The 25,537-nt window shown below is 40.6% G+C and carries 22 protein-coding genes and 3 pseudogenes; 17 read left to right on the top strand and 8 right to left on the bottom strand.

What is annotated here, in order from left to right:
* The first annotated feature begins 7 nt into the window (after positions 1-7).
* Positions 8-1,098 (top strand): IS4-like element ISAba1 family transposase gene (locus C3F22_RS17800; protein ID WP_085940413.1). Its coding sequence is split into 2 segments (ribosomal slippage): positions 8-548 and positions 548-1,098, totalling 1,092 coding nucleotides; the frame shifts between segments, so codons are not numbered across the junction.
* A gap of 11 nt (positions 1,099-1,109) precedes the next feature.
* Here C3F22_RS17800 and C3F22_RS17795 read toward each other — a convergent pair.
* From C3F22_RS17795 to C3F22_RS17775, 5 genes and pseudogenes are all read right to left on the bottom strand, one after another.
* Positions 1,110-1,433 (bottom strand): annotated as a pseudogene (locus tag C3F22_RS17795) (FAD-dependent oxidoreductase); the annotation flags it as partial.
* 11 nt (positions 1,434-1,444) lie between these two features.
* Positions 1,445-2,980, bottom strand: coding sequence for a 2-oxo acid dehydrogenase subunit E2 (locus C3F22_RS17790; RefSeq protein WP_004812185.1), 1,536 nt, complete (start codon positions 2,978-2,980; stop codon positions 1,445-1,447).
* 1 nt (position 2,981) lies between these two features.
* Positions 2,982-4,001 (bottom strand): alpha-ketoacid dehydrogenase subunit beta, encoded by a 1,020-nt coding sequence (locus C3F22_RS17785; RefSeq protein WP_004812188.1) that lies wholly within the window; start codon positions 3,999-4,001, stop codon positions 2,982-2,984.
* 15 nt (positions 4,002-4,016) lie between these two features.
* Positions 4,017-4,979, bottom strand: a complete 963-nt coding sequence (locus C3F22_RS17780; RefSeq protein WP_004812189.1) for a thiamine pyrophosphate-dependent dehydrogenase E1 component subunit alpha — start codon at positions 4,977-4,979, stop codon at positions 4,017-4,019.
* A gap of 192 nt (positions 4,980-5,171) precedes the next feature.
* Positions 5,172-6,316, bottom strand: a protein-coding gene (locus C3F22_RS17775) for an IS3-like element ISAba14 family transposase (protein ID WP_100834114.1) whose coding sequence is annotated in 2 segments (ribosomal slippage) — positions 5,172-6,052 and positions 6,052-6,316 — 1,146 coding nt in all. Because the reading frame shifts where the segments join, the coding sequence is not laid out codon by codon here.
* Between the two features lie 290 nt (positions 6,317-6,606).
* On the opposite strand from C3F22_RS17775, the gene lipA reads away from it, so the two are divergent.
* The 9 genes and pseudogenes from lipA (at position 6,607) to C3F22_RS17730 (ending at position 16,502) form a co-directional block, all read left to right on the top strand.
* Positions 6,607-7,581: a lipoyl synthase gene (lipA, locus tag C3F22_RS17770; RefSeq protein ID WP_004812191.1), complete on the top strand. Its 975-nt coding sequence runs from the start codon at positions 6,607-6,609 to the stop codon at positions 7,579-7,581.
* Positions 7,582-7,836: 255 nt separating this feature from the next.
* A complete protein-coding gene (locus C3F22_RS17765) occupies positions 7,837-8,928 on the top strand; it encodes a hypothetical protein (RefSeq protein WP_004812193.1) in 1,092 nt (363 codons plus the stop codon).
* An 81-nt stretch (positions 8,929-9,009) separates the two neighbouring features.
* Positions 9,010-9,954 (top strand): annotated as a pseudogene (locus tag C3F22_RS17760) (IS5 family transposase).
* Positions 9,955-10,199: 245 nt separating this feature from the next.
* A complete protein-coding gene (locus C3F22_RS17755) occupies positions 10,200-12,011 on the top strand; it encodes a monovalent cation:proton antiporter-2 (CPA2) family protein (RefSeq protein ID WP_004812195.1) in 1,812 nt (603 codons plus the stop codon).
* Positions 12,012-12,156: 145 nt separating this feature from the next.
* Positions 12,157-12,552: pseudogene (locus tag C3F22_RS17750) on the top strand (integrase core domain-containing protein); the annotation flags it as partial.
* 147 nt (positions 12,553-12,699) lie between these two features.
* Positions 12,700-12,918, top strand: coding sequence for a Sec-independent protein translocase subunit TatA (locus C3F22_RS17745; protein WP_004812196.1), 219 nt, complete (start codon positions 12,700-12,702; stop codon positions 12,916-12,918).
* A 9-nt stretch (positions 12,919-12,927) separates the two neighbouring features.
* The gene (tatB, locus tag C3F22_RS17740; protein WP_004812198.1) at positions 12,928-13,350 is read left to right on the top strand and encodes a Sec-independent protein translocase protein TatB; all 423 of its coding nucleotides are present in this window, start codon (positions 12,928-12,930) and stop codon (positions 13,348-13,350) included.
* Positions 13,347-14,105: a twin-arginine translocase subunit TatC gene (gene tatC, locus C3F22_RS17735; RefSeq protein ID WP_004812200.1), complete on the top strand. Its 759-nt coding sequence runs from the start codon at positions 13,347-13,349 to the stop codon at positions 14,103-14,105. Before tatB ends, tatC begins: the two co-directional genes overlap by 4 nt.
* 204 nt (positions 14,106-14,309) lie before the next feature.
* Positions 14,310-16,502 carry a PhoX family protein gene (locus tag C3F22_RS17730; RefSeq protein WP_004812202.1) on the top strand — a complete coding sequence of 731 codons (2,193 nt, stop codon included), beginning with the start codon at positions 14,310-14,312 and terminating at the stop codon, positions 16,500-16,502.
* A 162-nt stretch (positions 16,503-16,664) separates the two neighbouring features.
* On the opposite strand, the gene C3F22_RS17725 is transcribed toward C3F22_RS17730, so the two are convergent.
* Positions 16,665-17,755 (bottom strand): IS4 family transposase gene (locus C3F22_RS17725; RefSeq protein WP_103800267.1). Its coding sequence is split into 2 segments (ribosomal slippage): positions 16,665-17,215 and positions 17,215-17,755, totalling 1,092 coding nucleotides; the frame shifts between segments, so codons are not numbered across the junction.
* 218 nt (positions 17,756-17,973) lie between these two features.
* Here C3F22_RS17725 and msrA point away from each other — a divergent pair.
* The 7 genes from msrA to C3F22_RS17690 are packed head-to-tail and all read left to right on the top strand — an operon-like array spanning position 17,974 to position 21,800.
* Complete coding sequence (msrA, locus tag C3F22_RS17720; protein ID WP_000762837.1) at positions 17,974-18,462, top strand: peptide-methionine (S)-S-oxide reductase MsrA; 489 nt, start codon at positions 17,974-17,976, stop codon at positions 18,460-18,462.
* Between the two features lie 3 nt (positions 18,463-18,465).
* Positions 18,466-18,726, top strand: coding sequence for a glutaredoxin (locus tag C3F22_RS17715; protein ID WP_001076938.1), 261 nt, complete (start codon positions 18,466-18,468; stop codon positions 18,724-18,726).
* A 31-nt stretch (positions 18,727-18,757) separates the two neighbouring features.
* Entirely contained in the window at positions 18,758-19,198 is a 441-nt protein-coding gene (gene msrB / locus C3F22_RS17710) for a peptide-methionine (R)-S-oxide reductase MsrB (RefSeq protein ID WP_000483554.1), read from the top strand.
* Positions 19,199-19,252: 54 nt separating this feature from the next.
* Positions 19,253-19,498 carry a glutaredoxin family protein gene (locus C3F22_RS17705; protein ID WP_000905740.1) on the top strand — a complete coding sequence of 82 codons (246 nt, stop codon included), beginning with the start codon at positions 19,253-19,255 and terminating at the stop codon, positions 19,496-19,498.
* Positions 19,499-19,548: 50 nt separating this feature from the next.
* Positions 19,549-19,857, top strand: coding sequence for an antibiotic biosynthesis monooxygenase family protein (locus C3F22_RS17700; RefSeq protein ID WP_000582514.1), 309 nt, complete (start codon positions 19,549-19,551; stop codon positions 19,855-19,857).
* On the top strand, positions 19,854-21,128 hold the full coding sequence (locus C3F22_RS17695; protein WP_000857678.1) for an acetyl-CoA C-acetyltransferase: 1,275 nt from the start codon (positions 19,854-19,856) through the stop codon (positions 21,126-21,128). The genes C3F22_RS17700 and C3F22_RS17695 overlap by 4 nt, the downstream gene beginning before the upstream one ends.
* Positions 21,129-21,137: 9 nt before the next feature.
* Positions 21,138-21,800, top strand: coding sequence for a peptide-methionine (S)-S-oxide reductase MsrA (locus C3F22_RS17690; protein WP_001281573.1), 663 nt, complete (start codon positions 21,138-21,140; stop codon positions 21,798-21,800).
* Positions 21,801-22,019: 219 nt separating this feature from the next.
* Here the strand turns inward: C3F22_RS17690 and C3F22_RS17685 are convergent, their stop codons facing one another.
* Complete coding sequence (locus C3F22_RS17685) at positions 22,020-22,997, bottom strand: sensor domain-containing diguanylate cyclase (RefSeq protein WP_002119794.1); 978 nt, start codon at positions 22,995-22,997, stop codon at positions 22,020-22,022.
* Positions 22,998-23,614: 617 nt separating this feature from the next.
* Entirely contained in the window at positions 23,615-24,901 is a 1,287-nt protein-coding gene (locus tag C3F22_RS17680; RefSeq protein ID WP_000257537.1) for a GAF domain-containing protein, read from the bottom strand.
* Positions 24,902-25,537 lie beyond the last annotated feature (636 nt).

Here is a 25,537-nt window from a genome sequence, read left to right as displayed (position 1 = left end):
GAATACTATGACACATCTCAATGAGTTATATCTTATCTTAAACAAATATCTAAAATGGAACAAGTCACATTTAAAGTGCTTTGCGCTCATCATGCTTGTGATTATTTTAAAGCAAACATGTAATCTTTCTTCTGCATCTAAAGCCTTGCCCATCAAGTGCTTACCACAATCATTTTATCGACGTATGCAGCGCTTCTTTGCAGGTCAGTATTTTGATTATCGTCAAATTTCTCAGTTGATTTTCAATATGTTTTCATTCGACCAAGTGCAACTGACTTTAGATAGAACCAATTGGAAATGGGGAAAACGAAATATTAATATCCTGATGCTCGCAATCGTTTATCGTGGAATAGCGATACCTATCCTTTGGACATTGCTTAATAAACGTGGAAATTCAGATACGAAAGAGCGTATTGCTTTGATTCAACGCTTTATAGCCATTTTTGGTAAAGACCGTATTGTGAATGTGTTCGCAGACAGAGAGTTTATCGGTGAGCAGTGGTTTACATGGTTAATTGAACAAGACATCAACTTCTGCATTCGTGTTAAAAAAACTTCATTGTCACCAATCATTTAGGAAAGAATCATAAAATTAGTGATTTATTTCGCCATCTTAAAGTTGGTCAAATTGAATGTCGTAAACGACGGATTTTGGTTGGTCGGGTGAAACTATATATAAGTGCACTACAGTTAGAAAATGGAGAGCTTTTACTCGTCGTTTCTCCTCAGTTTAATGCCAATGCTATTCAGGATTATGCATTACGCTGGGAAATTGAAACCTTATTCAGTTGTCTCAAAGGACGCGGGTTTAATCTTGAAAATACGCGCTTGACAGACCCTAGACGAGTGAAAAAATTGATTGCGGTGTTAGCTATAAGCTTCTGTTGGTGTTACTTAACGGGTGAATGGCAACATGATCAAAAAAAAGCGATAAAAATAAAGAAGCATGGACGACTCTCAATGAGTTTATTTCGCTATGGTTTAGACTATGTTCAAATGGCGATTCAGCGTTTAATTGGTTTTGGGAAAAAAGAAGAGTTTAAGGAAATTTTGGCAATTTTAAGAAGGCAGAACCCTGATAGGATAAGGGTTCTGTGAAATTTGTCGTGTACAGAGTTTTTTTTCAATAATTGACCGATACCTTGCACCAGTTGCTCAGAAACCTTTCTGCTATGATGGACCAGTGTTTGAATATCAAAACCAATCGCGTTAAGCGTAAAGCCAAACTGCCCTGCATGTTTGAACTGCTGCGCAAGCACAGCCCCGCTCAATAATGCCTTGGTTGGAATACATCCCCAATTAAGACATACTCCACCTAAGTGTTGTTTTTCAACGATTGCCGTTTTTAATCCCAGTTGCGCTGCGCGAATCGCAGCGACATATCCTCCAGGACCAGCACCAATAACCACAAGATCAAATTGTGTATCTGACATGACTATTCCTCCTACACCAAAATTAATGCAGGATTTTCGACAAACTGCTTCAATACCGATAGGAATTGAGCACCCAACGCACCATCAATGACACGATGATCACAAGACAATGTTGCGGTCACCATTTCACGAACAACAATCTCATCATTTTCAACGACAGCACGTTTCTCTGCTATACCTAAGGCCAGAATTGCACCTTGAGGTGGGTTAATAATGGCATCAAATTGTTGAATACCCAGCATTCCCAAATTGGAAATACTGAAACTACCGCCTTGAAACTCATCAGGTGCTAATTTTCCAGTTTTGGCACGTGTTGCCAGATCACGCATATCATTGGAAATTTGCGCCAAAGATTTACGGTTCGCTGCTTTAATGATTGGTGTGATCAGTCCATTTTCGATGGCCACAGCAACCGAAATATCAGCTTGTTCAAACTGTAAAATCTGCTGATTCTCTTCATCAAACTGAACATTAACTTGTGGAACTTTAATCAGTGCAGCAGCAGCAGCTTTAATCAGCATATCGTTAATGGACAGTTTGACTTGCGGTACAGTACTGTTAATTTGCTGACGCAAAGCCTGAACCGACTCAACATTTAAGTCTATCGTTAAGCGAAAATGTGGTGCATTGCGTTTTGCCGCTTGTAGGCGTGCAGCGATTGCTTTACGCATACCATTCATAGCTACGGTGGTGAATTTTGCTGACTCTGTTGGATGCGCGTACTCAGTATGTTGAGCTTGTACAGGGTTTTCACGTTGATATACAGCTTCAACATCTTCCTTACAGACTCGTCCACGTGAACCCGATGCACGACAATCATGCAAATTAATACCCCATTGTTTTGCCAAACGGCGAGCAACAGGTGTTGCTAGAACATCACTATCATCTGCTTTAGATTTTGCGGCTTTCGTGCTGGCTTGATGACGTACATCTGGCCAAGAACCACCAGCAGCTTGAACTGCGGCCTGAATATCTTGAACACTGATACGGCCTTCACGTCCAGAACCTGTAATCTGAGCCAAGTTTACATTATGCTTTTCAGCCAATTTCAAGGCATGTGGCGTTGCAAAAATATCATCGCTTTGTTGGTAGCCTTGTAACTCATCAGGAATAGAATATCCGCCCTGAGTCACCGCTTTTGATCCATTACCAACACTGTTCTGTTTAGGAGCAGCTTGTACTTTGGTTTCAACTTGAGCCACATCGACTTTTTCAGGAACCGCTGCTACCGCTTTATTTTCAGTTACAGCAGGTGTTCCACCTAAAGACTGTGCAAATGCTTCAACTTCTGCATCAGAAACTTGAGCGTCTGCACAGATTGCAATGATTCCACCTACGACCAGTGTGTCACCATCGTTAGCAATAATTTTTCGTAGCAGGCCATCAAAAGGTGCTTCCAATACATTGACGATTTTTGTGGTTTCAATTTCACAAATTTCCTGTCCTTTACTAAATTGGGTACCTTCCTGAATCAGCCATTGGGCAATCGTACCCTCTTCCATGGACAAACCCCATTTTGGGATTTCTAAAGTTTTAATTTCGCTCATCCTAAGCCTCCAACGTCTTGCGTACAGCCTGTTCGATGCGTTCTACACTAGGTAACCATTCTTTTTCTAGTACTGGTGAAAATGGTACGGGTGAGTGTGGTGGAGTGACTAACTCGATTGGTGCTTTAAGATAATGAAAGCCCTTCTGTGCAATGAGGGCAGCCACATCATGTCCGAAACCACAACGCGCTGCTGATTCATCCACAATAACTACGCGACCTGTTGAAGCCACTGACTCTAAAATGCCATCTTCGTCTAATGGAGAAATGGTTCGAGGGTCAACCACTTCAACCGAAATGCCTTCTTTTGCGAGCTTGTCAGCAACTTCATTGGCACGATGCACCATCAGGCTTAAGGCAATAATGGTGATATCAGTACCTTCACGTGTGTAATTTGCGACACCAAAAGGAATAGTGTAGGCCTCATCTGGTACTTCGCCCTTAATGTCGTACAATAACTTGTGTTCACAAAAGACTACTGGGTCATCATCTCGAATGGCTTGAATCAATAACCCTTTCACATCATAGGCGCTCGAAGGCACCACCACTTTTAAGCCAGGTACTGAGGCAAACACGTTATATGGCGACTGAGAATGCTGTGCTGCGGCAGAAAAACCTGCACCGATCATGCCTCGTACAACGAGTGGCGCTTTGGCTTTGCCGCCAAACATGTAGCGAAATTTAGCTGCTTGGTTATACAGCATGTCATAACACACGCCGTAAAAATCCATAAACATTAAATCTGCCACAGGTCTTAAACCCGTTGCAGCAGCACCTGCCGCCATACCAATAATCGCTGATTCTGTAATTGGAGTATCAATGACTCGTTCAGAACCAAATTCAGTCCATAAGCCTTTGGTTACACCAAGTACACCGCCAAAACCTTCCAGTTTATTGTCATCGGTATTTTTGCCACCATGCCCACCACGAACATCTTCACCGACCACAATGACACTTGGGTCTCGGTGCATTTCTAATTCAATTGCTTCTTTAATTGCGTTTCGATAACTTTTATTTGGCATTGTTCTACTATTCCTTTAGTAAGAGACGTAAACATCAGTAAGTAACTGAGAGGCTTCTGGGTACTTAGCTGCGCGTGCTTTTGCAACAGCATCGTCTACATTGGCTTTAGACTGAGCGTCAATCGCATCGAGCTTGGCTTCGTCAATTTTGTCTTTGACTTTTTCGCGGAATATTTTCAATGGATCCTTATGTTCTTTGACATAATCCAGTTCTTCTTTAGAACGGATAAGCCCTGGATCACCTTCAAAATGTCCATAAAATCGGTTGGTTACCGTTTCAATCACACTCGGACCTTCACCACGGCGGGCACGTTCAATAGCCTTTTGTGCAACTTCATACACAGCAAAAAAATCTGTTCCATCTACTTTTTCAGCGGGTAAGCCAAAACCTGCTGCTCGGCCTGCAATATCTTTACTGCCTACGGCATAATCATGTGCAGTACCTTCACCAAAACCGTTATTTTCAAAAACAAAAATGACAGGAAGCTTTAAAACAACAGCCATATTAATGGCTTCAAAAGTTAAGCCCTGATTTGAACCGCCATCACCGGTAAAAGATAGACCAATCCCACCATTTTTGAGTGTTTTAGCACTTAAAGCTGCCCCAATAGCCAAAGGTGGACCACCACCCACAATACCGTTTGCACCGAGCATGCCTTTATCTAAGTCCGCAATGTGCATTGAGCCACCTTTACCACGACACAAACCATCATCTTTGCCAAAAATTTCTAGCATCATGGCGTGAATGTCACAGCCCTTTGCAATACAATGTCCGTGACCACGATGTGTTGAGGTAATGAAGTCCTTATCTGTTAAATTTTCACAGATCCCTACGGCAACAGCTTCCTCACCGCTATAAAGATGGATGAAACCTGGGATATCACCTGTATTGTTTTCATCGTGAAGTCGATCCTCAAATTCACGAATGTCGCGCATTCTTTTGTATGCTGCTAGCAATTGCTCTTCCGTTAATTGCATATATTTATTCCTTATTAACTACGCTTAAAAGAAAATCCCAAATTGAATAACTGGATTTTTAAATCGTATATTTATATAAGAATATTTTTATTTAATTTCATATTAGACTAAAAAAATATAATGCATAAAAAAGAGGTGGTCCCACTTGTTTGAACAACTAAAAGCGTATTTATAAGTGATATTCCGCTCTAGTTAAGCCACCTTGTTTTGTTGGGGTAGCTGATCATAGTAAAACTCATTTGGTGTCATTTTGTCTAGACTCGAATGAGGTCGTTTCAAATTATAAAACTCAAAATATGCACTTAATTGCTTTTTCGCATCTGTGACACTGCTATAAGCTTTGAGATACACCTCTTCATATTTAACGCTCCGCCATAATCGTTCAACCATCACATTATCTACCCATCGACCTTTACCATCCATACTGATTTGAATGCCATTTGATTTCAATACATCAATAAATGCATCACTGGTGAACTGACTGCCTTGGTCTGTATTCAATATTTCAGGTGATCCATATTTTTCAATCGCTTCATTTAAAACCGAAATACAAAAATCCACCTCCATACTAATCGATACCCTATGCGCAAGTACCTTGCGGCTATGCCAATCAATCACAGCACATAAATAAACAAAGCCTTTTGCCATAGGGATATACGTTATATCCGTAGACCACACTTGATTACTGCGCTGAATAGCCAACCCTTTGAGCAGATATGGATATTTACGGTGAGCTTGATTAGCCTGGCTTAAATTTGGTTTGCAATATAACGCCTGAATACCCATTTTCTTCATTAAAGTACGTGTATGACGTCGTCCTATATGATGCCCTTGACGATTCAACAAATCACGCATCATACGACTGCCTGCAAAAGGATATTGCATATGTAATTCATCAATACATCGCATCAGCTTCAGATCTGATGAGCTAACAGGTTTTGGGCGATAATAATAACAACCACGGGAGACTTTCAGCAGCTTAGCTTGCTTAGATACTGAAATCTGAAGTGAGTCGTCGATTAACTTTTGTGGTTGAAGCGGCCCAGTTTCTTCAACACACCTTCTAAAAAATCAATTTCTAATGCCTGCTCACCGATTTTTGCATGTAACTTTTTAAGATCAATGGGGGGTTCTGATGGAGCTTTTGATTGATCGAAAGCTTGCGAGGAAGCTGAGATCAATTGATTTTTCCAGTCAATAATTTGGTTTTGATGAACATCAAATTCAGCACTCAATTCAGCAAGTGTTTTTTCTGCTTTAATCGCAGCAAGTGCTACCTTAGCTTTAAAATCATTTGAATGATTTCTTCTTGGTCTACGTGCCATAAAATACTCCATATATTGATGTTTATAACATCATTTGAGGAGCAGAATATCACTTATAGGAGTTGTTCAAATTTACGGATCCATCTCTAAACATAAGATAAACATTAAAAACAGTGGTTTATAATATTAAAAAATTTGTAAATTTTTTAATATTATTCAGCTATATACAAAAACAAACCTTTAACCAACCTTTGTTTTATATGATAAGTTTTTTGCCCTGTTTTAATATTATTAACGCATTTAAATCAGCTTATTTAATATCAGGCTCAATATTAATTATTTTAAACGACGGAGTGTTTGAAATGGATTTAAATAACCCAGTATTAACTGGAAAGAAGCTACGTGGCGCTAAAAAAATGGCGCGTATTCCAATTAAAGTTGTTCCAACGGAAACGATACCGAAAAAGCCAGAATGGATCCGGACTAAAATTAGTCAACCTGAGGAAGTCCAAATCATTAAGGATTTATTAAGACAACAAAAACTACATACCGTTTGCGAAGAAGCGGCTTGTCCTAACTTGCCGCAATGTTTCGGTAGTGGAACAGCAACATTCATGATTATGGGTGATATCTGTACTCGACGCTGTCCATTCTGTGATGTCTCGCATGGCCGTCCTAATGCCTTAGATATCAACGAGCCACTGCATTTGGCTGAAACAGTGAAGAATCTAAACTTAAAGTATGTTGTGATTACTTCCGTTGACCGAGATGATTTAAAAGATGGCGGTGCACAGCATTTTGCAGATTGCATTCGAGAAATTCGTCAAACTAGTCCAGGCACTTTGATTGAAGTTTTGGTTCCTGATTTTCGTGGTCGCGCAGATATTGCACTTAAAATTTTGAGCAAAAATCCACCTGATGTCTTTAATCACAATATTGAAACCGTGCCACGCCTGTATAAAGCCATGCGACCAGGCGCTGACTATCAGCATTCATTGAATTTACTTAAGAAATTTAAACACTACTGCCCTGATATCCCAACGAAATGTGGTTTGATGGTGGGTTTAGGAGAGATTGAAGCTGAGGTTATTGCGTTATTAAATGATTTGAAAGATTATCAAATTGATTATGTCACAATCGGCCAATACCTACAGCCATCCAAATCACATGCGCCAATTCATCGTTTTGTTACATTGCAAGAGTTTAAACATTATCAAACTCATGGAGGGCACTTAGAGTTTAAGAATATTTGGAGTGCACCATTAGTGCGATCGAGTTATTTTGCTGACCGCCAGTATTATGGTGAGGCTGTACCTGTGCCCTACGTGCGTGAATGACATTTTCATGATTTAAAGGATCCTATTTATCAACATAATGGTTACTTTTATTAACACTTCAGATAAAAATAGTCATTTCCAGTCCATAACAACACTTTTAAAGTAGCTAAAAGGCTGGTAAAACCCAAAAAAGGTTATTTAACGAATCCAAGAAAAATGATTTGGTACACGTAAGAAAAGATTGAATGAGTATAGATCTGGAAATTGATTTCTGAAGTTTAAAGATATTACAGTCTAATCATAAAGGAATATGATATGAACCTGTTCAATACAGCACTAGCAAAAAAGCTGCAAACAACACATTTAATTAATCAGCATATTGTTCAGGCTGCACCCGTTTTGGCTTTGCCTCAAGAAGATCAGACTTCCCTATTCCGCCGCTCTATTCAGCATAATTATGCCGATTTATTAAGAATTGCTAATGATTCCGATATGGCAATTGGTCTTACAGATCACCATGGTACTCTGTTATGGACCTGGAGTAGTTCCGCGATGCTTTCTTCTGCTGAACAGGTACATTTTATTGAAGGTGGCCATTGGTCAACGCAGGCGGTTGGGACCAATGCGATTGGTATGACATTAAATAGTCAAACATCAAGTTGTGTATATTCTCATGAAAACCAAATGGACAGCGTTCGTGATTGGGTCTGTTATGCAGCACCTATCTGGGATCCGACTTCAGGTCAATTTCATGGCATTATCAATCTTTCCACAAAATATAAAAAACATACCCCTCTAGGCATTCTTGCTGTGGAACGCTGTGCAGACTTAATACAGCGAGCAATAAAATTTGAACAGAAAAATTTTTTATACATTAAAGCGCTAGGTTCGCCCTGGGTTCAATTTAATGGGCATACTTTGAACTTGACTCACCGTCAAATTGAAATACTTTGCATTTTAGCTTTGTATCCTTACGGCATTGGTTTAGAAGAGTTACACTATGCCCTTTATGGTGAGCGTAATGTCAGCCTAAAAACCTTAAAGGCTGAGCTTTCACAACTTCGTAGCCTATTACCTCATTCAATTGAGGCTCGCATTTATAGGCTTACCTGTGAAGTCCAATGTGATTTTTTACGTGCTGAACAATCATTAAATGCAAATCTTATTTCGAGTACATTCTCGCTATATAAAGGTAGCTTTTTATCTAAATCAGAAAGCCCTTTACTCAGTACTTGGAGACATTGTTTTGATGCCCGTTTAAGCCAGTTGATTTATCAAATAAAGGATACCGATCAATTATTACGGATTATTGGGCAAACACATGATCGTATTGATGCTGTACAGCGTTTATTAGAATTATTACCACAGGACAGCAACTACCGTAATTATTTTTCAAATCTGATTTAAATTTGATTTGTTACTTCAACTCTAAAGGGCTTTGTTGCATAAACCTAGCCTAGAAAGATTATTCAGTCCTATAATTTCAATATGAATAAACCTGCTCCTAAAATCTATCGTACAACTAACTGGTCTTTCTACAATCGTGCCCTTATTAACCGAGGTAATATTTCCATTTGGTTTGATCCAAACACTCAGTGGTATGCACAACCACAAGGAAGGCAAGCAAGGTCGAAATCAAACTTACTCCGATACCGCTATTCAATGCTGTTTAATGATCAAATCTCTATTCAGACTCTCTTTACGCATGGTCACAGGTTTTGTTCAAAGTTTGATTAAACTGTGTAAATGAGCTGCTCCGAATATCAGCGATATTCGTACAGCACGCTTTGTCGAAGACAAAAACATATTGATATTGCGATTAGCTATCAAAAAAGTAGCGATGGGCTACATCTACTCGTAGACTCAACTGGTTTGAAGTTTCTAGGTGAAGGTGAATGGAAACGTAAGAAACATGGACCTGAATATCGTCGCCAATGGCGTAAGCTCTATATTGCTATAGATGCTGAAACCCTTCAAATACGTGCTGTACAGCTTACTACAAATAATGTGAGCGATTCACAAGTACTCGATGATTTACTTGCTCAAATTCCTTTAGACGAACGAATTGATTCGGTCTATACCGACGGTGCTTATGATACGAAGTACTGCAGACAAGTCATTTTAGATCGAGATGCACATGCGGTCATTCCACCAAGAAAAAATGCAAAACCATGGAAAGATCGGAAATTGAGATCTTTAGAGCGGAATGAATTATTAAAAACAGTGAAACGTTTAGGAAGAATGCTTTGGAAAAAATGGTCTGGTTATCATCGTCGAAGTTTGGTCGAAACCAAGATGCATTGCATCAAATGATTAGGCGATAAATTAACAGCAAGGAGTTTTCCTAGTCAGGTCAATGAGATTCATGCACGCATAGCAGTATTAAACAGATTTACAGAATTAGGTCGTCCTCATAACCAAGTTGTCACTTGAGTTCTGTTCAGATAAGCAGGTGCTGTCTTTTAAATCTTTGTGCAACAAAGCCCTTTTGCATAGAAAATATTCTGGATAGGTTCTAAGTGATCATCTTTAAATTTATGAAAAGCAATTACACAAAATTATTTACAGGCTCTGCAGTTGCATTAGCTTGAAGCCTGTATATATATATTTGGCTACCTTTATCGGGTAAATTCTATACTTGCAATGTCAACAGCCCCAATACAAAATCTGAGAAATATATGAGTGCAGAAGCCACATCTATCAGCCTTTTATCCCCTGTCATATTGCTCACGGCTGCAGTGATCGCAGTCCCCTTAATCAAGCGCCTAGGATTAAGCTCGGTATTGGGATATTTAATTGCAGGATTAATTATTGGTCCATTTGGACTGGCATTTTTCTACGATTCTGTGTCTATTTTGCATATCGCTGAGCTTGGTATTGTGATGTATCTGTTTGTGATTGGACTAGAAATGCGTCCATTGTATTTATGGAATTTAAGAAAAGAAATTTTTGGATTAGGTACATTACAAATTAGTGCCTGTTCATTAGGGCTAACGGCTGTAGGCTTGGTCTATGGCTATTCTTGGCAAGTGAGTTTTGTGTGTGCTGCAGGCTTTGTACTCACCTCAACTGCAATTGTAATGCAACTTTTGGGAGATCGTGGAGACATTGCTCAACCACGAGGACAAAAAATTGTCTCGATTCTGCTGTTTGAAGACTTGTTGATTGTACCTTTATTGGCCATTGTCGCTTTTATCGCACCGAATCATGTTGTTGAAAGTACTTCTACGCGTTTGCAGAGCATCGGAATTGGTTTAATTTCAATTGCAGGTTTAATCGCTGCAGGCTATTGGTTGCTTAATCCTTTATTTCGCTTATTAGCTGCAGCCAAAGCCCGTGAAGTCATGACTGCAGCAGCACTCTTGGTGGTGCTCGGCGCAGCATTACTGATGCAAGTCACTGGCTTATCGATGGCAATGGGGGCATTCCTTGCAGGGGTATTACTCTCCGAATCCACTTTTCGCCATCAGATTGAAGCAGATATTGAACCGTTTCGTGGCATATTGCTCGGATTATTTTTTCTAGGTGTAGGCATGTCACTAGACCTTAACGTCGTAAAAAATAACTGGGTGTTAATCTTAAGTGCTGTACTTCTGCTGATGTTTGTCAAAGCATCCATGATTTACCTGATTGCACGCATGACCAAAAGTTCACACTCCGAAGCACTCGATCGCGCATTACTGATGGCTCAAGGGGGTGAGTTTGCTTTTGTACTCTTTACTGCCGCCATGAGTGCTCAAGTCATTAGTGCTGTTGAACACTCAAACCTGACTGCGATTGTAGTCTTATCGATGATTTTGACCCCGATTATTGGCTTTTTATTTAAACGTTTTACCCAAACTACAGAACAAACTTCTTTAGAAAATATCCGTATTGCCGAAGGACTTTCTGGAAAAGTATTGATGATTGGTTTCGGTCGTTTTGGACAAGTTTCCAGTCAATTACTGCTTGCTCGAGGGATTGATGTGACCATCATTGATAATGATATCGACATGATTCAAAACGCTGAAAGATTTGGATTTAAAATTTACTATGGCGATGGTTCTCGTTTAGATATTTTACATGCCTCGGGAGCAGATACGGCTGAGGCAATTGTTGTTTGCGTAGACCACAAAGAAACGACGAATAAGATTGTAGAGTTGGTGCAACATGAATTTCCTTTAACCAAGTTACTGGTTCGCTCTTATGACCGTGAGCATGCGCTGCATTTAGCAAAACAAAATGTGGATTACATGATTCGAGAAACCTTCGAGTCGGCAATGCTATTTGGCGGTGCCATTTTAGAAGAATTGGGTGTTGACCAGAGTAATGTTGAAGAAATTAGCCAAGAAATCCGAGAACGAGATAAGGAACGTTTTGAAACCGAAGTTGCAGCAGATGATGTCTATGCGGGTATCGGTTTGCAATACACAGGACCGCGTCCGACTGCACCTTTAATCACACCAAAGCACACAGGGCAAATTCTGAATGAAGATGACACTCAGCAATAATTTCACGTATTAAGCCCAAATAAAAAAGAGGTCTGTGTAGACATCTTTTTTGTAAGCATCCGCTGAACCCCATACCTATTTTTTAATTCCGTTCAAGTTTCCAGCGGTGTGGCAGTAATTCTTCTATTTGGGGCACTTTTTGTGTCGGCTATTGAATATAATTGATGATTCTCGTCGAGAAGGTTTAGCGATTGAAGCAGAATTCTCATTACCAACAATTCGGGTTATTCGTACGTTGAATCAGTTGCTAGAGTGGCGAGAAAATCCGTTAGTTATTCGGTTTGAGAATAGTCCGGAGTTTATCAATCATGAATGTGGGCGCTGGGGAACTGAATAAGGTATTCGTATTGAATATATTCAACCAGGTAAGCTACAGCAGAATGCGTATATTGAACATTATAATCCAACTATACGCTATAGCTGTCTAAGTACGCATTTATTTGAAACACTGGAAGAAGTGCAAGATTATGCAACGAGTTGGCTGTGGCATTACAACCATGAAAGACCACACCAAGCAAACAGACGAAGGCTACCTCTAATTAATGGCTGCTTGATCTCTATTTTTAACTTCGGTTATTTATGGGCGGATTACCCTTGTCATTATATTGACATCAAATCTTCATAGCTCTGTCATTTGTTAGTGTTGATATAAGCCAATAAATTTAAAAAGATTAAATGAGGATAAAATATGGCAGGGTTATCCATCTGGCATGTACTAATTTTTGCAATTGTAGTGATCTTACTGTTTGGTACTTCTAAACTAAAAAATCTAGGAAAAGATGTAGGGGGTGCAATCAAGGACTTTAAGAAATCTGTCCGTGAAGAAGAAGCTGAGGCAGCTCAACTTCAGTACCCTCGAACGATTGATGCGAAAGTTAAAGCCAGTGAGAGTTCAATCAAGAATTGAGGTATTGCTATGCTCAATATTGGAATGACTGAGCTGTTGGTCTTTGGGGCAATTGCCTTGCTCATTCTTGGACCAGATAAACTCCCTGAAGCGATACGTTTTATAGGTAAATGGTCAGCCAAAATCAAAAGGATCGCCGGCAATATACAAAATGATCTTGACCGTGAATTGCGACTATCGGAACTACGGGAACAAATGCAAAGCGAGCTGAAACGTATTCAGGAATTAGAAATTAAAATGCAGGCACAAATGGATAATATAAATGTAATCCATCAGCCCATCATTAGAAATCCGGAACAACATCTTTTGAACTATGAGCTGACTTACCAATTAATTAATGAATCAGTTTCACCTGTTCATTTACCGCCAATCCAGCTGAATAAAGTGACAAAACAAGAAAAAATTTATGCTGATATAAAGGTGGCCGTATGAGTATTTTGCCTTCGACTCAAACCAACAACGATACCCGGCAAATCCCGTTAGAAGAAATGCCAATTACCAGGCATCTAGTGATTCTGCGAAAGCACCTTTTCAAAATTGTGGGCGTATTATTAGGACTATTCTTATGTTTACTGCCTTTTGCAAGCCAAACTTATCAGCTTTTATCAAAGCCTTTACGCGCTCAGTTACCTGAAAGCTCTAGCATGATTGCAACAGATGTGACTGCGACTTTCATGGCTCCATTTAAGTTGAACTTCTTTATTGCTTTACTTATCGCCATGCCTTTTATTTTGTATCAACTTTGGGCCTTCATTAGACCAGCATTGTACCTAAAAGAAAAAAAGTTAGCTTTACCACTATTAATCAGCAGTATTGTACTGTTTTATGCAGGTATTGCTTTTGCCTATTTAATCGCTTTACCTTCTATCCTTCATTTTTTTATCAGCGTATCACCTGACACTGTTGCACCGATGACCGATATCAATAGTTATCTGGCTTTTTGTTTAAAACTATTTTTAGTTTTCGGATTTACTTTTGAAATCCCTATTATCACGCTCCTGCTTATTATAATTGGTGTTGTCAGCACACAGACCTTGGTGGAAAAAAGACGATTTATTGTGGTGGGATGTTTTTTTATTGCCATGTTTGTGACACCACCCGATGCCCTATCAATGATTATGTTAGCTGTTCCAATGTGGCTGTTATTTGAATTAGGCTTAGCGGCAGGAAAATGGATAGAAAAATGATGACCGGACATAACTGAATAATAATAAAAAGAACATAAAAGAAGAAAATACTCTATGAGCAGCTTAAGCTGCTTTTATTTTTAATATATAAATCAATATTATATTTAATAAATCCGCAATATTAGCTTCACCTGACTGTCATATTCAACCGCTAATTTATTCCTGACTTTAAAACAACCAGACCTTAGTTATGGGAATAAAATAATGACAGATTACTTACCTTATGATGAAAATCAGGAATTGGATAATAATACATCAGATAATCATCATTTTCGGGATATTTTAGAACAATCCATTTCTCGTCGTGCTTTAATTGCCAAAACTGCAAGTGGGGCTGCAGCATTGGCCCTTGCATCCTCTCTGGCCGGATGTGGGGACAGCGATAATAGCTCTTCTCTGCCGCCAACCGAGACTGTACCAAACCCGCCTGCTATTGACCCAAATGCAAAACCAGAGCAACTGAACTTTACACCAGTTGCTAAAAACTTGAATGATATCGTCACTGTACCAGACGGTTATGAAGCCAATGTCCTGTATGCACTTGGAGATTCTATTAATCCTGCATATTCAGACTGGGATGACAACAATATCCCGAATGGGCCAAGCTTTCAGTTTCGCTCTGGCGACTGCCATGATGGAATGAGTTTTTTTGGCTTAAATATCACTTCTGGCCGGTATGACCCGACTGTGTCTGAGCACGGTCTACTCGTTATGAACCATGAATATATCAATCCGACTTTTTTACATCCTCAAGGTCCAACCAAAGTTGATGGTCGCCGCCCTGAAGATGAAGTCATTCGTGAGACAAATGCACATGGTGTTTCAATCATTCATATCAAAAAAGACAATTCCAATCAAAAAATAGAAATTGTCAAAAATTCGATTTATAACCGTCGAATTACTGCCTCAACTGTCATGAGCTTTTCAGGCCCTGCGAGTGGATCTACTCTTCTATCTACACGCTTTTCACCAGGTGGAAAACTAACACGCGGTACGCATAACAACTGCGGCAACGGCTATACCCCATGGGGTACTTATCTCACCACTGAAGAAAACTTTATTGGTTACTTTGTCCGTAGCAAAACTGATGATGCTCATCGCTTACCGCAAGAAACGGTCGCTTTGGAGCGTTATGGTTTAAAAGCAGGTTCAAGCTCACGTTATGGCTGGGAATCTGCAATAGGTACAATTGAACCTCAGGATCTTTATGATCGATGGAGTGCAGATATTACTGCCGGTGATGCTAGCAAAGATTATCGTAATGGCCCCAATACTTTTGGCTGGATTGTAGAAATTGATCCATTTGATAGCCGACAAAATCCAGTTAAGCGTACAGCCTTAGGACGTTTTGCGCATGAAGACTGTCGTGCCAGTCGTGCTCGTGAAGATGATAACCTGGCTTTCTATATGGGCGATGACTCACGTGGAGAATATATATATAAGTTTGTTTCTGACTATAAATGGAGTGAAAACGACCGTAATGGTGGTTATGCAGTCGGAGATAAATATATGGATCATGGCAAGCTTTATGTTGCTAAATTCAATGCAGACGGGAGTGGTCAATGGATTGAGCTGAGTTATGGTATTAATGGTTTGAATGAGCTGAACAATATCTATCCTTTTAATTCCCAAGCAGATGTCGTGACCTTTGCTCGTCTAGCAGCAGATAGCGTAGGCGCTACTAAAATGGATCGTCCAGAATGGGTTGCAGTTAATCCTGAGAATGGAGAAGTCTATGTTACGCTCACTAATAACTCTAACCGCGGCACTACACATGCCTTAGATGCAGCCAATCCACGTAACTATAGCGATCCTGAGGGTGGCAAAGGTAATGTAAATGGTCATATTATCCGCTTACATGAAGATAAGGATACGACCACAGCCATCACATTCAGATGGGATATTTACCTATTTGGTGCTGAAGCTAAAATGGCACAAAATATTAATCTATCAGGTTTGAATGATAATAATGATCTGTCTTCACCAGATGGGATGTGGTTTGACCCTCGTGGTGTACTCTGGATTCAGACTGATGATGGTGCTTATACAGATACGACCAACTGTATGATGTTGGCTGCTTTACCTGGTAAGGTTGGAGATGGTACTCGAACAATCACATCTTCTGGTCAGGAAACTATTGTCGGTGCTCAAGTCTCAGATCAAACTTTACGTCGTTTCCTGACAGGTCCGAAAGGCTGCGAGATTACGGGGGTAACCATGACACCAGACTATAAAGCGATTTTCATTAATGTACAGCATCCTGGAGAAGATTCTCGAAGTTATGATAAGCCCACTAGTCATTGGCCTGCATCACAGACTAACTCGTCTGCCACTTCCCGGCCACGCTCTGCAACTGTAGTAATCACTCGTAAAGATGGTGGAACTATAGCTGGATAAATAACTGACTTATCTCAAAATGCTGGCTTGATGCTGGCATTTTTGTTTTTTTCAATCTTTTAAATTTTAAATTTTTTTAGATTTAAGAATGAACTAGTCAATAATAAGCATCTTGAGCAGTATCCTAAAAGTTATTAATTTTTTCTCTGTACACGACAAATTTCACAGAACCCTTATCCTATCAGGCTTCTGCCTTCTTAAAATTGCCAAAATTTCCTTAAACTCTTCTTTTTTCCCAAAACCAATTAAACGCTGAATCGCCATTTGAACATAGTCTAAACCATAGCGAAATAAACTCATTGAGAGTCGTCCATGCTTCTTTATTTTTATCACTTTTTTTTGATCATGTTGCCATTCACCTGTTAAATAGCACCAACAGAAACCGATAGCTAGCACTGCTATCAATTTCTTGACTCGTCTAGGGTCTGTTAAACGAGTATTTTCAAGATTAAACCCGCGTCCTTTGAGACAACTGAATAAGGTTTCAATTTCCCAGCGTAATGCATAATCCTGAATAGAATTGGCATTAAACTGAGGAGAAACGACGAGTAAAAGTTCTCCATTTTCTAACTGTAGTGCACTTATATATAGTTTCACTCGACCAACCAAAATCCGTCGTTTACGACATTCAATTTGACCAACTTGAAGATGGCGAAATAAATCACTGATTTTATGATTCTTTCCTAAATGATTGGTGACAATAAAGTTTTTTTAACACGAATGCAGAAGTTGATGTCTTGTTCAATTAACCATGTAAACCACTGCTCACCGATAAACTCTCTGTCTGCGAACACATTCACAATACGGTCTTTACCAAAAATGGAGATAAAGCGTTGAATCAAAGCAATACGCTCTTTTGTATCTGAATTTCCACGTTTATTAAGTAATGTCCAAACGATAGGTATCGCTATTCCACGATAAACGATCGCGAGCATCAGGATATTAATATTTCGTTTTCCCCATTTCCAATTGGTTCTATCTAAAGTCAGTTGCACTTTGTCGAATGAAAATATATTGAAAATCAACTGAGAAATTTGACGATAATCGAAATACTGACCTGCAAAGAAGCGCTGCATACGTCGATAAAATGATTGTGGTAAGCACTTGATGGGCAAGGCTTTAGATGCAGAAGAAAGATTACATGTTTGCTTTAAAATAATCACAAGCATGATGAGCGCAAAGCACTTTAAATGTGACTTGTTCCATTTTAGATATTTGTTTAAGATAAGATATAACTCATTGAGATGTGTCATAGTATTCGTCGTTAGAAAACAATTATTGTGACATTATTTCAATGAGTTATCTATTTTTGTCGTGTACAGAGCTAAAATTTCACTGAGAACATCCATATATAGCTCCTACGTAAACTGTCCAATAGGTCATGTTATACGAACTATTGAACATATTATATCTATTTTACATGCTGTAAAGTCAGTCTAATCAGTAAGTGGATGAAAACTAAGGAGGCTTTATGAAACTAGATTATGTGATCGTTGCCGGAGGGTGTTTTTGGGGTCTCGAAGACCTCCTTAGGAGTCTGGACGGTGTGACGTCAACGAAGGTGGGCTACTCTGGCGGAGATTTTGATGATCCTACCTACGCCGATATTATAACAGGGAAAACGGGGCACGCCGAAGCGGTTCGCGTGGAATACGACCAAGACGAAATATCTCTCGAAGAGATTCTACATTACTTTTTCAAAATCCATGATCCGACTACGAAGAATCGCCAAGGAAATGATGTTGGCACTTCGTATCGCTCGGCAGCGTTCTATCGTGACGATGCACAGAAAGCGATTATCGAAAACGTGATTGATGAGGTCAATGAGATCGGTCGCTTCGAGAATCCCGTGGTCACGACGGTAGCCTTGGAAAAAGAGTTTTATGACGCTGAGGAGTATCACCAAAACTATTTGAAGAAGAATCCCCACGGGTACACGTGCCATTTTGAGAGAGATTAAACCATGAATCAAACGAAAGAGGAAAAAATGAAAGAACTTAAGAACGTTGTCATCTACACAAAAGACCATTGTCCGTTTAGTAAACGCGTGAAGGAGTACTTAACTTCTGAAAAAGTTGATTTTAAACAAATTCGCGTGGATGACGATCCCAAGACTTATGATGAGTTGAAGAAAAAAACCAACCTTCAAACTGTTCCGCAAGTTTTTGTGGATGGAAAATTCATTGGTAGCGCGACTGACTTCTTCGCGTGGATTGATAGCTAAAGAACAAACCCAAAAATAAAGGAGCAAATTTATGTTCAACTGGGAAAGCATTAACAACTATCTCGATAACGGCACTCCCGCTCCTCCTAGAAAAGTAGAAAAGAGCGAGGAAGAGTGGAAAAAAATTCTGACGCCCGCTCAATTTAATGTCATGCGGAAGAAAGGCACCGAGCGCCCTCACACTGGGGAACTCTGTTCATTTTATGAGGCAGGACGGTATGCCTGCGCGGGCTGCGACACTGAACTGTTTGATTCGAACGTTAAGTTTGATTCGGGAACAGGTTGGCCGAGTTTTTCTGAGCCCGTCGCCGACAACGTAATTCAATATGAACTGGACACGACTTACGGACGAAGAATCGAAGTGCTATGCAATGTGTGCGAAGCCCACTTAGGGCACGTTTTTCCAGATGGTCCTGAGCCCTCTGGGGCTCGATTCTGCATCAACTCGGAGTCATTGAAGTTTGTAGAATAATTTTTAAATCGAGGGGGTTTATGAAAGTGAACCTTTTGAAAAAAGGAGCCGTTCGTGTTGATTAAGCTGTTCGGTCATAAAGACTGCCATAAAACCAAGATTTACCAGTCGTACTTGAAAGAAAAAGGAATCGAGTTTGATTTTTTAGATGTTCACGAAGACGACGCGGCAGCTGATGAACTGCGATCCCTTTATACTACTGGAAAGTTAAATTTCCCGACAATACTGGTTGGGACAAAGAAGCTGAGAAACCCCAAGTTCAAGGATCTCGACAAGTGGTTGGAAGCTTCGATGAAATAACGAGATCTTTTTTTTGAGGATTGTAATTAGCTTAGTAAGGAGTCAGATCAATGATTATAGCAGTTGTCCGCAGTCGTGTTGCCAAGGAGCACGGTGGGGAGTTTGAAAGAAGATACGCCGAGATGTCCGCGCTTGTCGAAGCCATTCCTGGTTACGGAAGCCATGAGCGGTTTTCTTCTCCTAACGGTGAAGATGTTCTAATTGTCGAGTTCCTTACCAGAGAAGCTTTCGATGCTTGGGATAAGCATCCCGAACACAAAAAAGCCAAGATGCTTGGCAAAGACTACATTTTTGAATCGTACGACGTGAAGGTCGGAGAAGTTTTTGAACGGCACACAAAGCCGGAGGTGAAATTATGAAAACGAGAAACGTTTATATCGTAGGTGGAGCTCGGATTCCATTTATGAAATCTATGACCGCATATCGAGACGTCTCAAGTGAAGAACTAATGACGGCGAGCCTAAAGAGTTTAGTTGATAGATATAACTTGGAAGGAAAAACTGTGGGCGATGTAGCCTTAGGAGCTGTCATGCACAGCTCGGCTAACTGGAATTTGGCTCGTGAAGTCGTTCAATCCTCCGGTTTGCATCCAAACACTCCGGCATATAACGTGCAACGTGCTTGCGGAACGAGCTTGGAAAATACGATTCAGATTGCTCACAAAATTTCTAGCCACCAAATTGAAAGTGGCATTGCGGGCGGTGTTGATAGCAACAGCGATTTGCCCATTATGGTTAGTCGAACTTTCGCAAGAAAATTGATTGCGTTGAATTCTGCCAGAACGCTTGGTGAGAAAGTAAAAATCATTTTAGGAATTAAACCTAGCGATCTAAAGCCAGTGTTGCCCGCAGTGGTTGAGCCACGCACCGGAAAATCAATGGGTGAGCATTGCGAACTCATGGTTAAAGAGTGGAATATTTCTCGCCAAGAGCAAGATGAGTTAGCGCTGGCAAGTCACAGAAATGCAGCTCAAGCATATAAAGATGGGTTTTATGATGATCTCGTCTTTCCATTCCAAGGAAATAAGACCGATGGAATTTTGCGTGCTGATACAACTTTGGAAAAATTGTCGAAGTTAAAACCTGTTTTTGATAAATCAGAAAAAGGGACTTTGACGGCGGGAAATTCAAGCTCGCTCACAGATGGCTCATCCACCGTTCTTTTAGCATCAGAAGAAGAGGCAAAAAAGAATAATTGGCCCCTGTTGGCTAAGATTGTGGATTCTCATACTTCCGCCGTGGATTATGTCGCTGGCGAAGGTTTGCTTATGGCCCCAACTGTGGCGGTCAGTGAATTATTGAAGCGAAACGGCTTAAAGCTTCAGGATTTTGATTTTTACGAAATTCACGAGGCGTTCGCTGGACAAGTGCTCTGCACGATGAAGGCGTGGGAGTCTGCTGAATACTGCAAAACACGTTTGGGACGATCAGAGCCTCTCGGAAAAATTGACCGCTCGAAGCTAAATGTCCGTGGAAGTAGCATTGCCCTTGGGCATCCGTTTGCGGCTACTGGCGCTAAGATCGTCGGAGTTTTAGCAAAGATACTGCACTCAGCTGGTCCTGGAAAACGTGGCCTTATCGTCGTTTGCACGGCGGGAGGAATGGGAGTGGCTACAATTCTTGAAAGTTAGGAGAAAAATATGTCGGATCTAAAAATGAATAAAGAAGACGGTGTTGAAAGCTATGAATTTGCAACCCCTGAAGCAATCGAAGAAGCATTGAAAATCGGGAAGCTTAGTCAAACGGTTTTCGGCATGGGTTGCTTTTGGGGACCGGATTCTAATTTTGGAGGGACGCAGGGAGTAGTGCAAACACGTGTTGGCTACGCTGGAGCATCAACTCTGGATCCGAGTTACCGCAACATCAACGGACACGCCGAAGTCGTCAGAGTGATCTACGATAAAGACCAAATCAGCTACAGGGAACTTCTTGGAAGTTTTGAATCATGGTCTGTTCATGGTAGAAAGCAGGGCCAGTATCGCCAGATACTTTTTGTTTTTGATCTGGAGCAAAAACAAGTAGCTGAAGAACTGATTCAAGCGATTGGAAAGGAGAAATCTCCCGAGGTGATTGAGGCCGGAGAACAAAATGGTTATTTTTGGCCCGCCGAAGATTACCATCAAAAGCATCGTCTTCGCAGAAACAAACAGCTTGTAAGTCTTGCAGAAGTAGATTTCGGTCCTCGCTGGGATGAACATCTGTATTTTACTAAATTAAATAGTACCGATAGAAAAGGCTTCAGTCTCTCAAGCTGGCTAAAAAAGTTGTCTCCGGAAATGCAGAAAGCTTACCGAATCGGTTAATCTGAAATTGCAGCTGGCTAAAGAACTCTATTTTCTATATGTAAAGAATGTGACGATCTCCTTCACATGGAGTCCAAGAGAGCATAAAAAATCTGTGTAAGTCGCATTACCCATGTATTTGAAAGGAATAAATAATGCCAATATCAGACCAGCTTATCGACCGAAGCAAGACCTCAGTTTTTATGAGGTCTTGAGATCAGCGCAGCATGAACAGATCTCTTACAGTGTGGCGAACACACTGGTTTGATTGCGGCCTTGGGTTTTAGCTTTGTATAACATCTGATCGGCGACTTCGAGCAACTGCTTTTTGTCGTCAAATAAATCAGCGCTGGCCAAACCTATGCTGACCGTTAATTGTCGTAATAACCACTCATGGTTAGCCACTACCAGCCTTAACTTTTCCAGTGTTTTATTTGCGGACGCTGTGTCTGTGCCTGGCAGGATCAGCACAAACTCTTCACCACCATAACGGGCGAAAAAGTCATAGTTCCTGCTATGGCGCTGAAACAGAGCCGCGACTTGACTCAGTGCCTCATCTCCTGCGGCATGACCATAGCTGTCGTTAAAACTCTTAAAGTGATCAATATCAATCAATGCCAGTACAAAAGATTGTCCTGTTCTTTGCCAGCGAGCAAATTCAGCTTCAAACTTGAGGTCAAAAGCTCTTCTGTTGTTCACCCCTGTCAGCGCATCCGTCATGCTGGTATTATGTAATTGTTCGCCGACTTTTTTCAGCTCCAGTATGGCGATCACTTGTCTGGACAGAGCCTGCAAAGAGCTTATCTGCCGCTGGTTCAGCTGCTTAGGAACATGATCATAGACACAAATAGTACCAATCACTGCACCTTCGGGATCAATCAGCGGCGAGCCAGCATAAAATCGGTAGCCAGGTCCTGAAATCACCATAGCATTGGTACTGAATCTGTGATCTAAAGTAGCGTCAGGGACCACCATTACCGCATCAGGTGTTTCCATTGCATACACGCAAAAGGACTCTTTAATTAATACAGAGGTACGCGAAATACCAACTTTTGCAATTAGATTCAGCTTTGTGTCATCGGTTCGCGTCACCATAGCCACTGGTGCATCACAGATATAACACGCCAGTTCAGTGATATCCCGCAGGTTCTGATCTGCTTCAGCAGGTGCTTTTAGTGTGGTTTCTGCACTAGCTGTTTGAGCTAAACTAAAGGTCATGTACTTCTCCGTTTTTCTACTGCATTTTTCAAAGATCCTGCATAGAAAAATGAATTAAATCGTTGATTTAACTCTAGCATAGATCTGTCAGACTTGAAGTTATCTCTGTAGCAATGGTATTGTTTTGTACAATATTCGCCTGCTTGATTTGAGTTTTAGCTGTATTTATAAACTTTTGGCTTTTCCGGTCGCAGGCTCTATAATTTGCTCGTTTAAATCCAACTCTTCGTCTAACGTCATCTATTTAGTGTGCATGCGGCCTCCGGAGCATTTTCCGTGGCTTATTTTACCGAAGCATCGGGATTGCTAAATAGAGCTGAACGCTGTAATGCGCTTTCGAACTGAGCTTTCCGTAACTTCGGCATTAGTTCATGTACCTTGCTTACTGGATGTTGGTTGACGCGCAGCAGCACGTCCGTCAGATAATCGTAAACGTTAATAGCAGTGTTGACCTTGCTTTGAATGACGCCAACATGCTTAGCACCAAGCTCCGTTCAGCAGAATCACAGCCAGTTTTTCAGTTATCCCAAGTGTCACTCTCAGATTAAAGGCCGCCATACCGGATGTAGTGCCAACAAGAAAACTAAAACACAACTTCGCTGATCATCGCTGAGTGTTTATAAATCGTCTCCCATCACCGGTATCGATAAGCAGATAAGCCTGGTTATGCCATTAGCAGTTCTTGAAGCATTCCTGCTTTCAATGTCGTCAACGTGATCACGATTTGAGTTGAGATAACGACTCTGTTGCTGAAGACTCTCAGTTAATTGCCACTCACCAGATTCAAGAACAGCACCCGCTAACTCGGCACATACTGTTGCAAAACCATAAAGCGCTTGATTATCGCGGGTAAAACGCAGCGGCATCGTCTGGCCTTTTACAAGAAGGGACCATTCCAAAACTCTGTACTTACCTTTTAATCGGTTACTGACAAAAATAGTTATACTTGTACCGCTGGCGCCAACAACTAAAAAGCTCGTGATAGCTAGTCCTATCAGAGACCATAACTCTGGTTTCCCACTTAGTAACAGTGGATTAGGCAAATGACTCCTCAAAACGAGATCAGCACCAAGGGTCAGCGCTGTTTTATACACTGCTTGTTCTAATAATGGAGTTGCATTGACCAGTGACGCAACAGCATCACAACTATAAGGTTCTAGAACTGCCGTAGCTCTCAACCATTCTGTTTCATGGGCAATCGCCAACAAATTTGACCAAATTCGAACCAGTGCCGCTATATGAATGGAGTTTTCATCAGTCAGGACGGTTTGATTAAGCTGCTTATCCAGTTCCTGATGCCAGTATTGGTATTGGCTTGTCAAAAGTACAAACAACTCAGATTGAAGCAACTTATTATTAGTTACCGGTCTTATCCTATTTGACATCTCATTGAATAGTTGTATAAATTTTTTGTCTGCTTGTTGCTCACGCTTTAGCAGATCTTGCTGTTGTTGAAGCATCTGTAAATCGTATTCAATGGCCTGCTTAAAAAGTGTGAGTAAGGAACAGTGTTGTGATGCCCGATCTGGGCTTGAAAAGTCCAACATACACAAAGTACCGAAAGTTTTTCCGCTAGGCCAAAGCAATGGCAGGCCATAGTAATAACTAAAGCCTGCTGCAAATGTTGGGTTATTGTTTTCATATCGGGTACCGATTGCATTTTCAACTAGTAATGGCTGGTTACTGGAAATGACTTGGGAACAATAAGTGTTAAGTGCCAATGGAACAGGTTCACCGCAATAAAAAGTTGGTACTGACACACTGCCAACAGCCTGACAAATTTCGTTTTTATCTAATCGATTAATCAGCACACAAGGCACTTCCGCGACTTGAGCCATCGAGTTTACAATGCCTTGCCAGCGCTCTAGGAGCAGAGCGGTTTCTATGCTCAAATCTACTGCCATTTGTTCCCTCAGTATTTAAATAGTCCCCTTTTGCATCATTCGATCTTGTTTATCTCAGAGTATCAAACAGGAAACAAAGTGATTGATGTCAATCAGGGAATTAGCAGCATTGATGCATTAAGCGGCGCACATACACTCTAAGTAAAGTGCTTAAGTCTGATTATGGCAAGAAATTGTTACTTTGTCAGGGATAGTCAACACTTTATTAGCGAGAGACTTGCTTGGCTGACATTTAAGACAAATCGCGAGATTCCAAATCTGCCACCAACAGTCGGAACTGAGTAACTCACTTGAGCTTTAAAAAGTAAAGCATTGAAATATTTATGGTATTTATACATCCTACCTAGCTCACAGCAGAGTTTAGCATCGTGCATTAATATGACCTTACACTAAAAATACGTACTAGTTGACGTCTATCAAACTCGTTTACGAGATAGTGTAGTGGTCGACAAATTTTGGCCACATCGTTATTGCCTAATAACCGATGCTCTCTTTAAATGCGAAATGAGTAGTGCACGCATTTTTAGCCTTTTGGCAAAACGTTGATGTCTCGAAATTTTCAAGCGCTGTGCCTTGTTTATTTTCAGAAACGTCTGCTTTCAGTGAGTTCCTGATGCTCGGGCGCTCTAAATTATG

Origin of the sequence: Acinetobacter sp. ACNIH1 (assembly GCF_002934695.1) — a bacterium.
Classification (GTDB): Bacteria; Pseudomonadota; Gammaproteobacteria; order Pseudomonadales; family Moraxellaceae; genus Acinetobacter; species Acinetobacter variabilis.
This window is presented reverse-complemented; position numbering and strand designations above follow the sequence as displayed.

Coding starts and splice junctions, on each gene's coding strand:
- C3F22_RS17790 (WP_004812185.1), bottom strand. CDS start 2,980: ATGAGCGAAATTAAAACTTTAGAAATCCCAAAATGGGGTTTGTCCATG.
- C3F22_RS17785 (WP_004812188.1), bottom strand. CDS start 4,001: ATGCCAAATAAAAGTTATCGAAACGCAATTAAAGAAGCAATTGAATTA.
- C3F22_RS17780 (WP_004812189.1), bottom strand. CDS start 4,979: ATGCAATTAACGGAAGAGCAATTGCTAGCAGCATACAAAAGAATGCGC.
- lipA (WP_004812191.1), top strand. CDS start 6,607: ATGGATTTAAATAACCCAGTATTAACTGGAAAGAAGCTACGTGGCGCT.
- C3F22_RS17765 (WP_004812193.1), top strand. CDS start 7,837: ATGAACCTGTTCAATACAGCACTAGCAAAAAAGCTGCAAACAACACAT.
- C3F22_RS17755 (WP_004812195.1), top strand. CDS start 10,200: ATGAGTGCAGAAGCCACATCTATCAGCCTTTTATCCCCTGTCATATTG.
- C3F22_RS17745 (WP_004812196.1), top strand. CDS start 12,700: ATGGCAGGGTTATCCATCTGGCATGTACTAATTTTTGCAATTGTAGTG.
- tatB (WP_004812198.1), top strand. CDS start 12,928: ATGCTCAATATTGGAATGACTGAGCTGTTGGTCTTTGGGGCAATTGCC.
- tatC (WP_004812200.1), top strand. CDS start 13,347: ATGAGTATTTTGCCTTCGACTCAAACCAACAACGATACCCGGCAAATC.
- C3F22_RS17730 (WP_004812202.1), top strand. CDS start 14,310: ATGACAGATTACTTACCTTATGATGAAAATCAGGAATTGGATAATAAT.
- msrA (WP_000762837.1), top strand. CDS start 17,974: ATGAAACTAGATTATGTGATCGTTGCCGGAGGGTGTTTTTGGGGTCTC.
- C3F22_RS17715 (WP_001076938.1), top strand. CDS start 18,466: ATGAATCAAACGAAAGAGGAAAAAATGAAAGAACTTAAGAACGTTGTC.
- msrB (WP_000483554.1), top strand. CDS start 18,758: ATGTTCAACTGGGAAAGCATTAACAACTATCTCGATAACGGCACTCCC.
- C3F22_RS17700 (WP_000582514.1), top strand. CDS start 19,549: ATGATTATAGCAGTTGTCCGCAGTCGTGTTGCCAAGGAGCACGGTGGG.
- C3F22_RS17695 (WP_000857678.1), top strand. CDS start 19,854: ATGAAAACGAGAAACGTTTATATCGTAGGTGGAGCTCGGATTCCATTT.
- C3F22_RS17690 (WP_001281573.1), top strand. CDS start 21,138: ATGTCGGATCTAAAAATGAATAAAGAAGACGGTGTTGAAAGCTATGAA.
- C3F22_RS17685 (WP_002119794.1), bottom strand. CDS start 22,997: ATGACCTTTAGTTTAGCTCAAACAGCTAGTGCAGAAACCACACTAAAA.
- C3F22_RS17680 (WP_000257537.1), bottom strand. CDS start 24,901: ATGGCAGTAGATTTGAGCATAGAAACCGCTCTGCTCCTAGAGCGCTGG.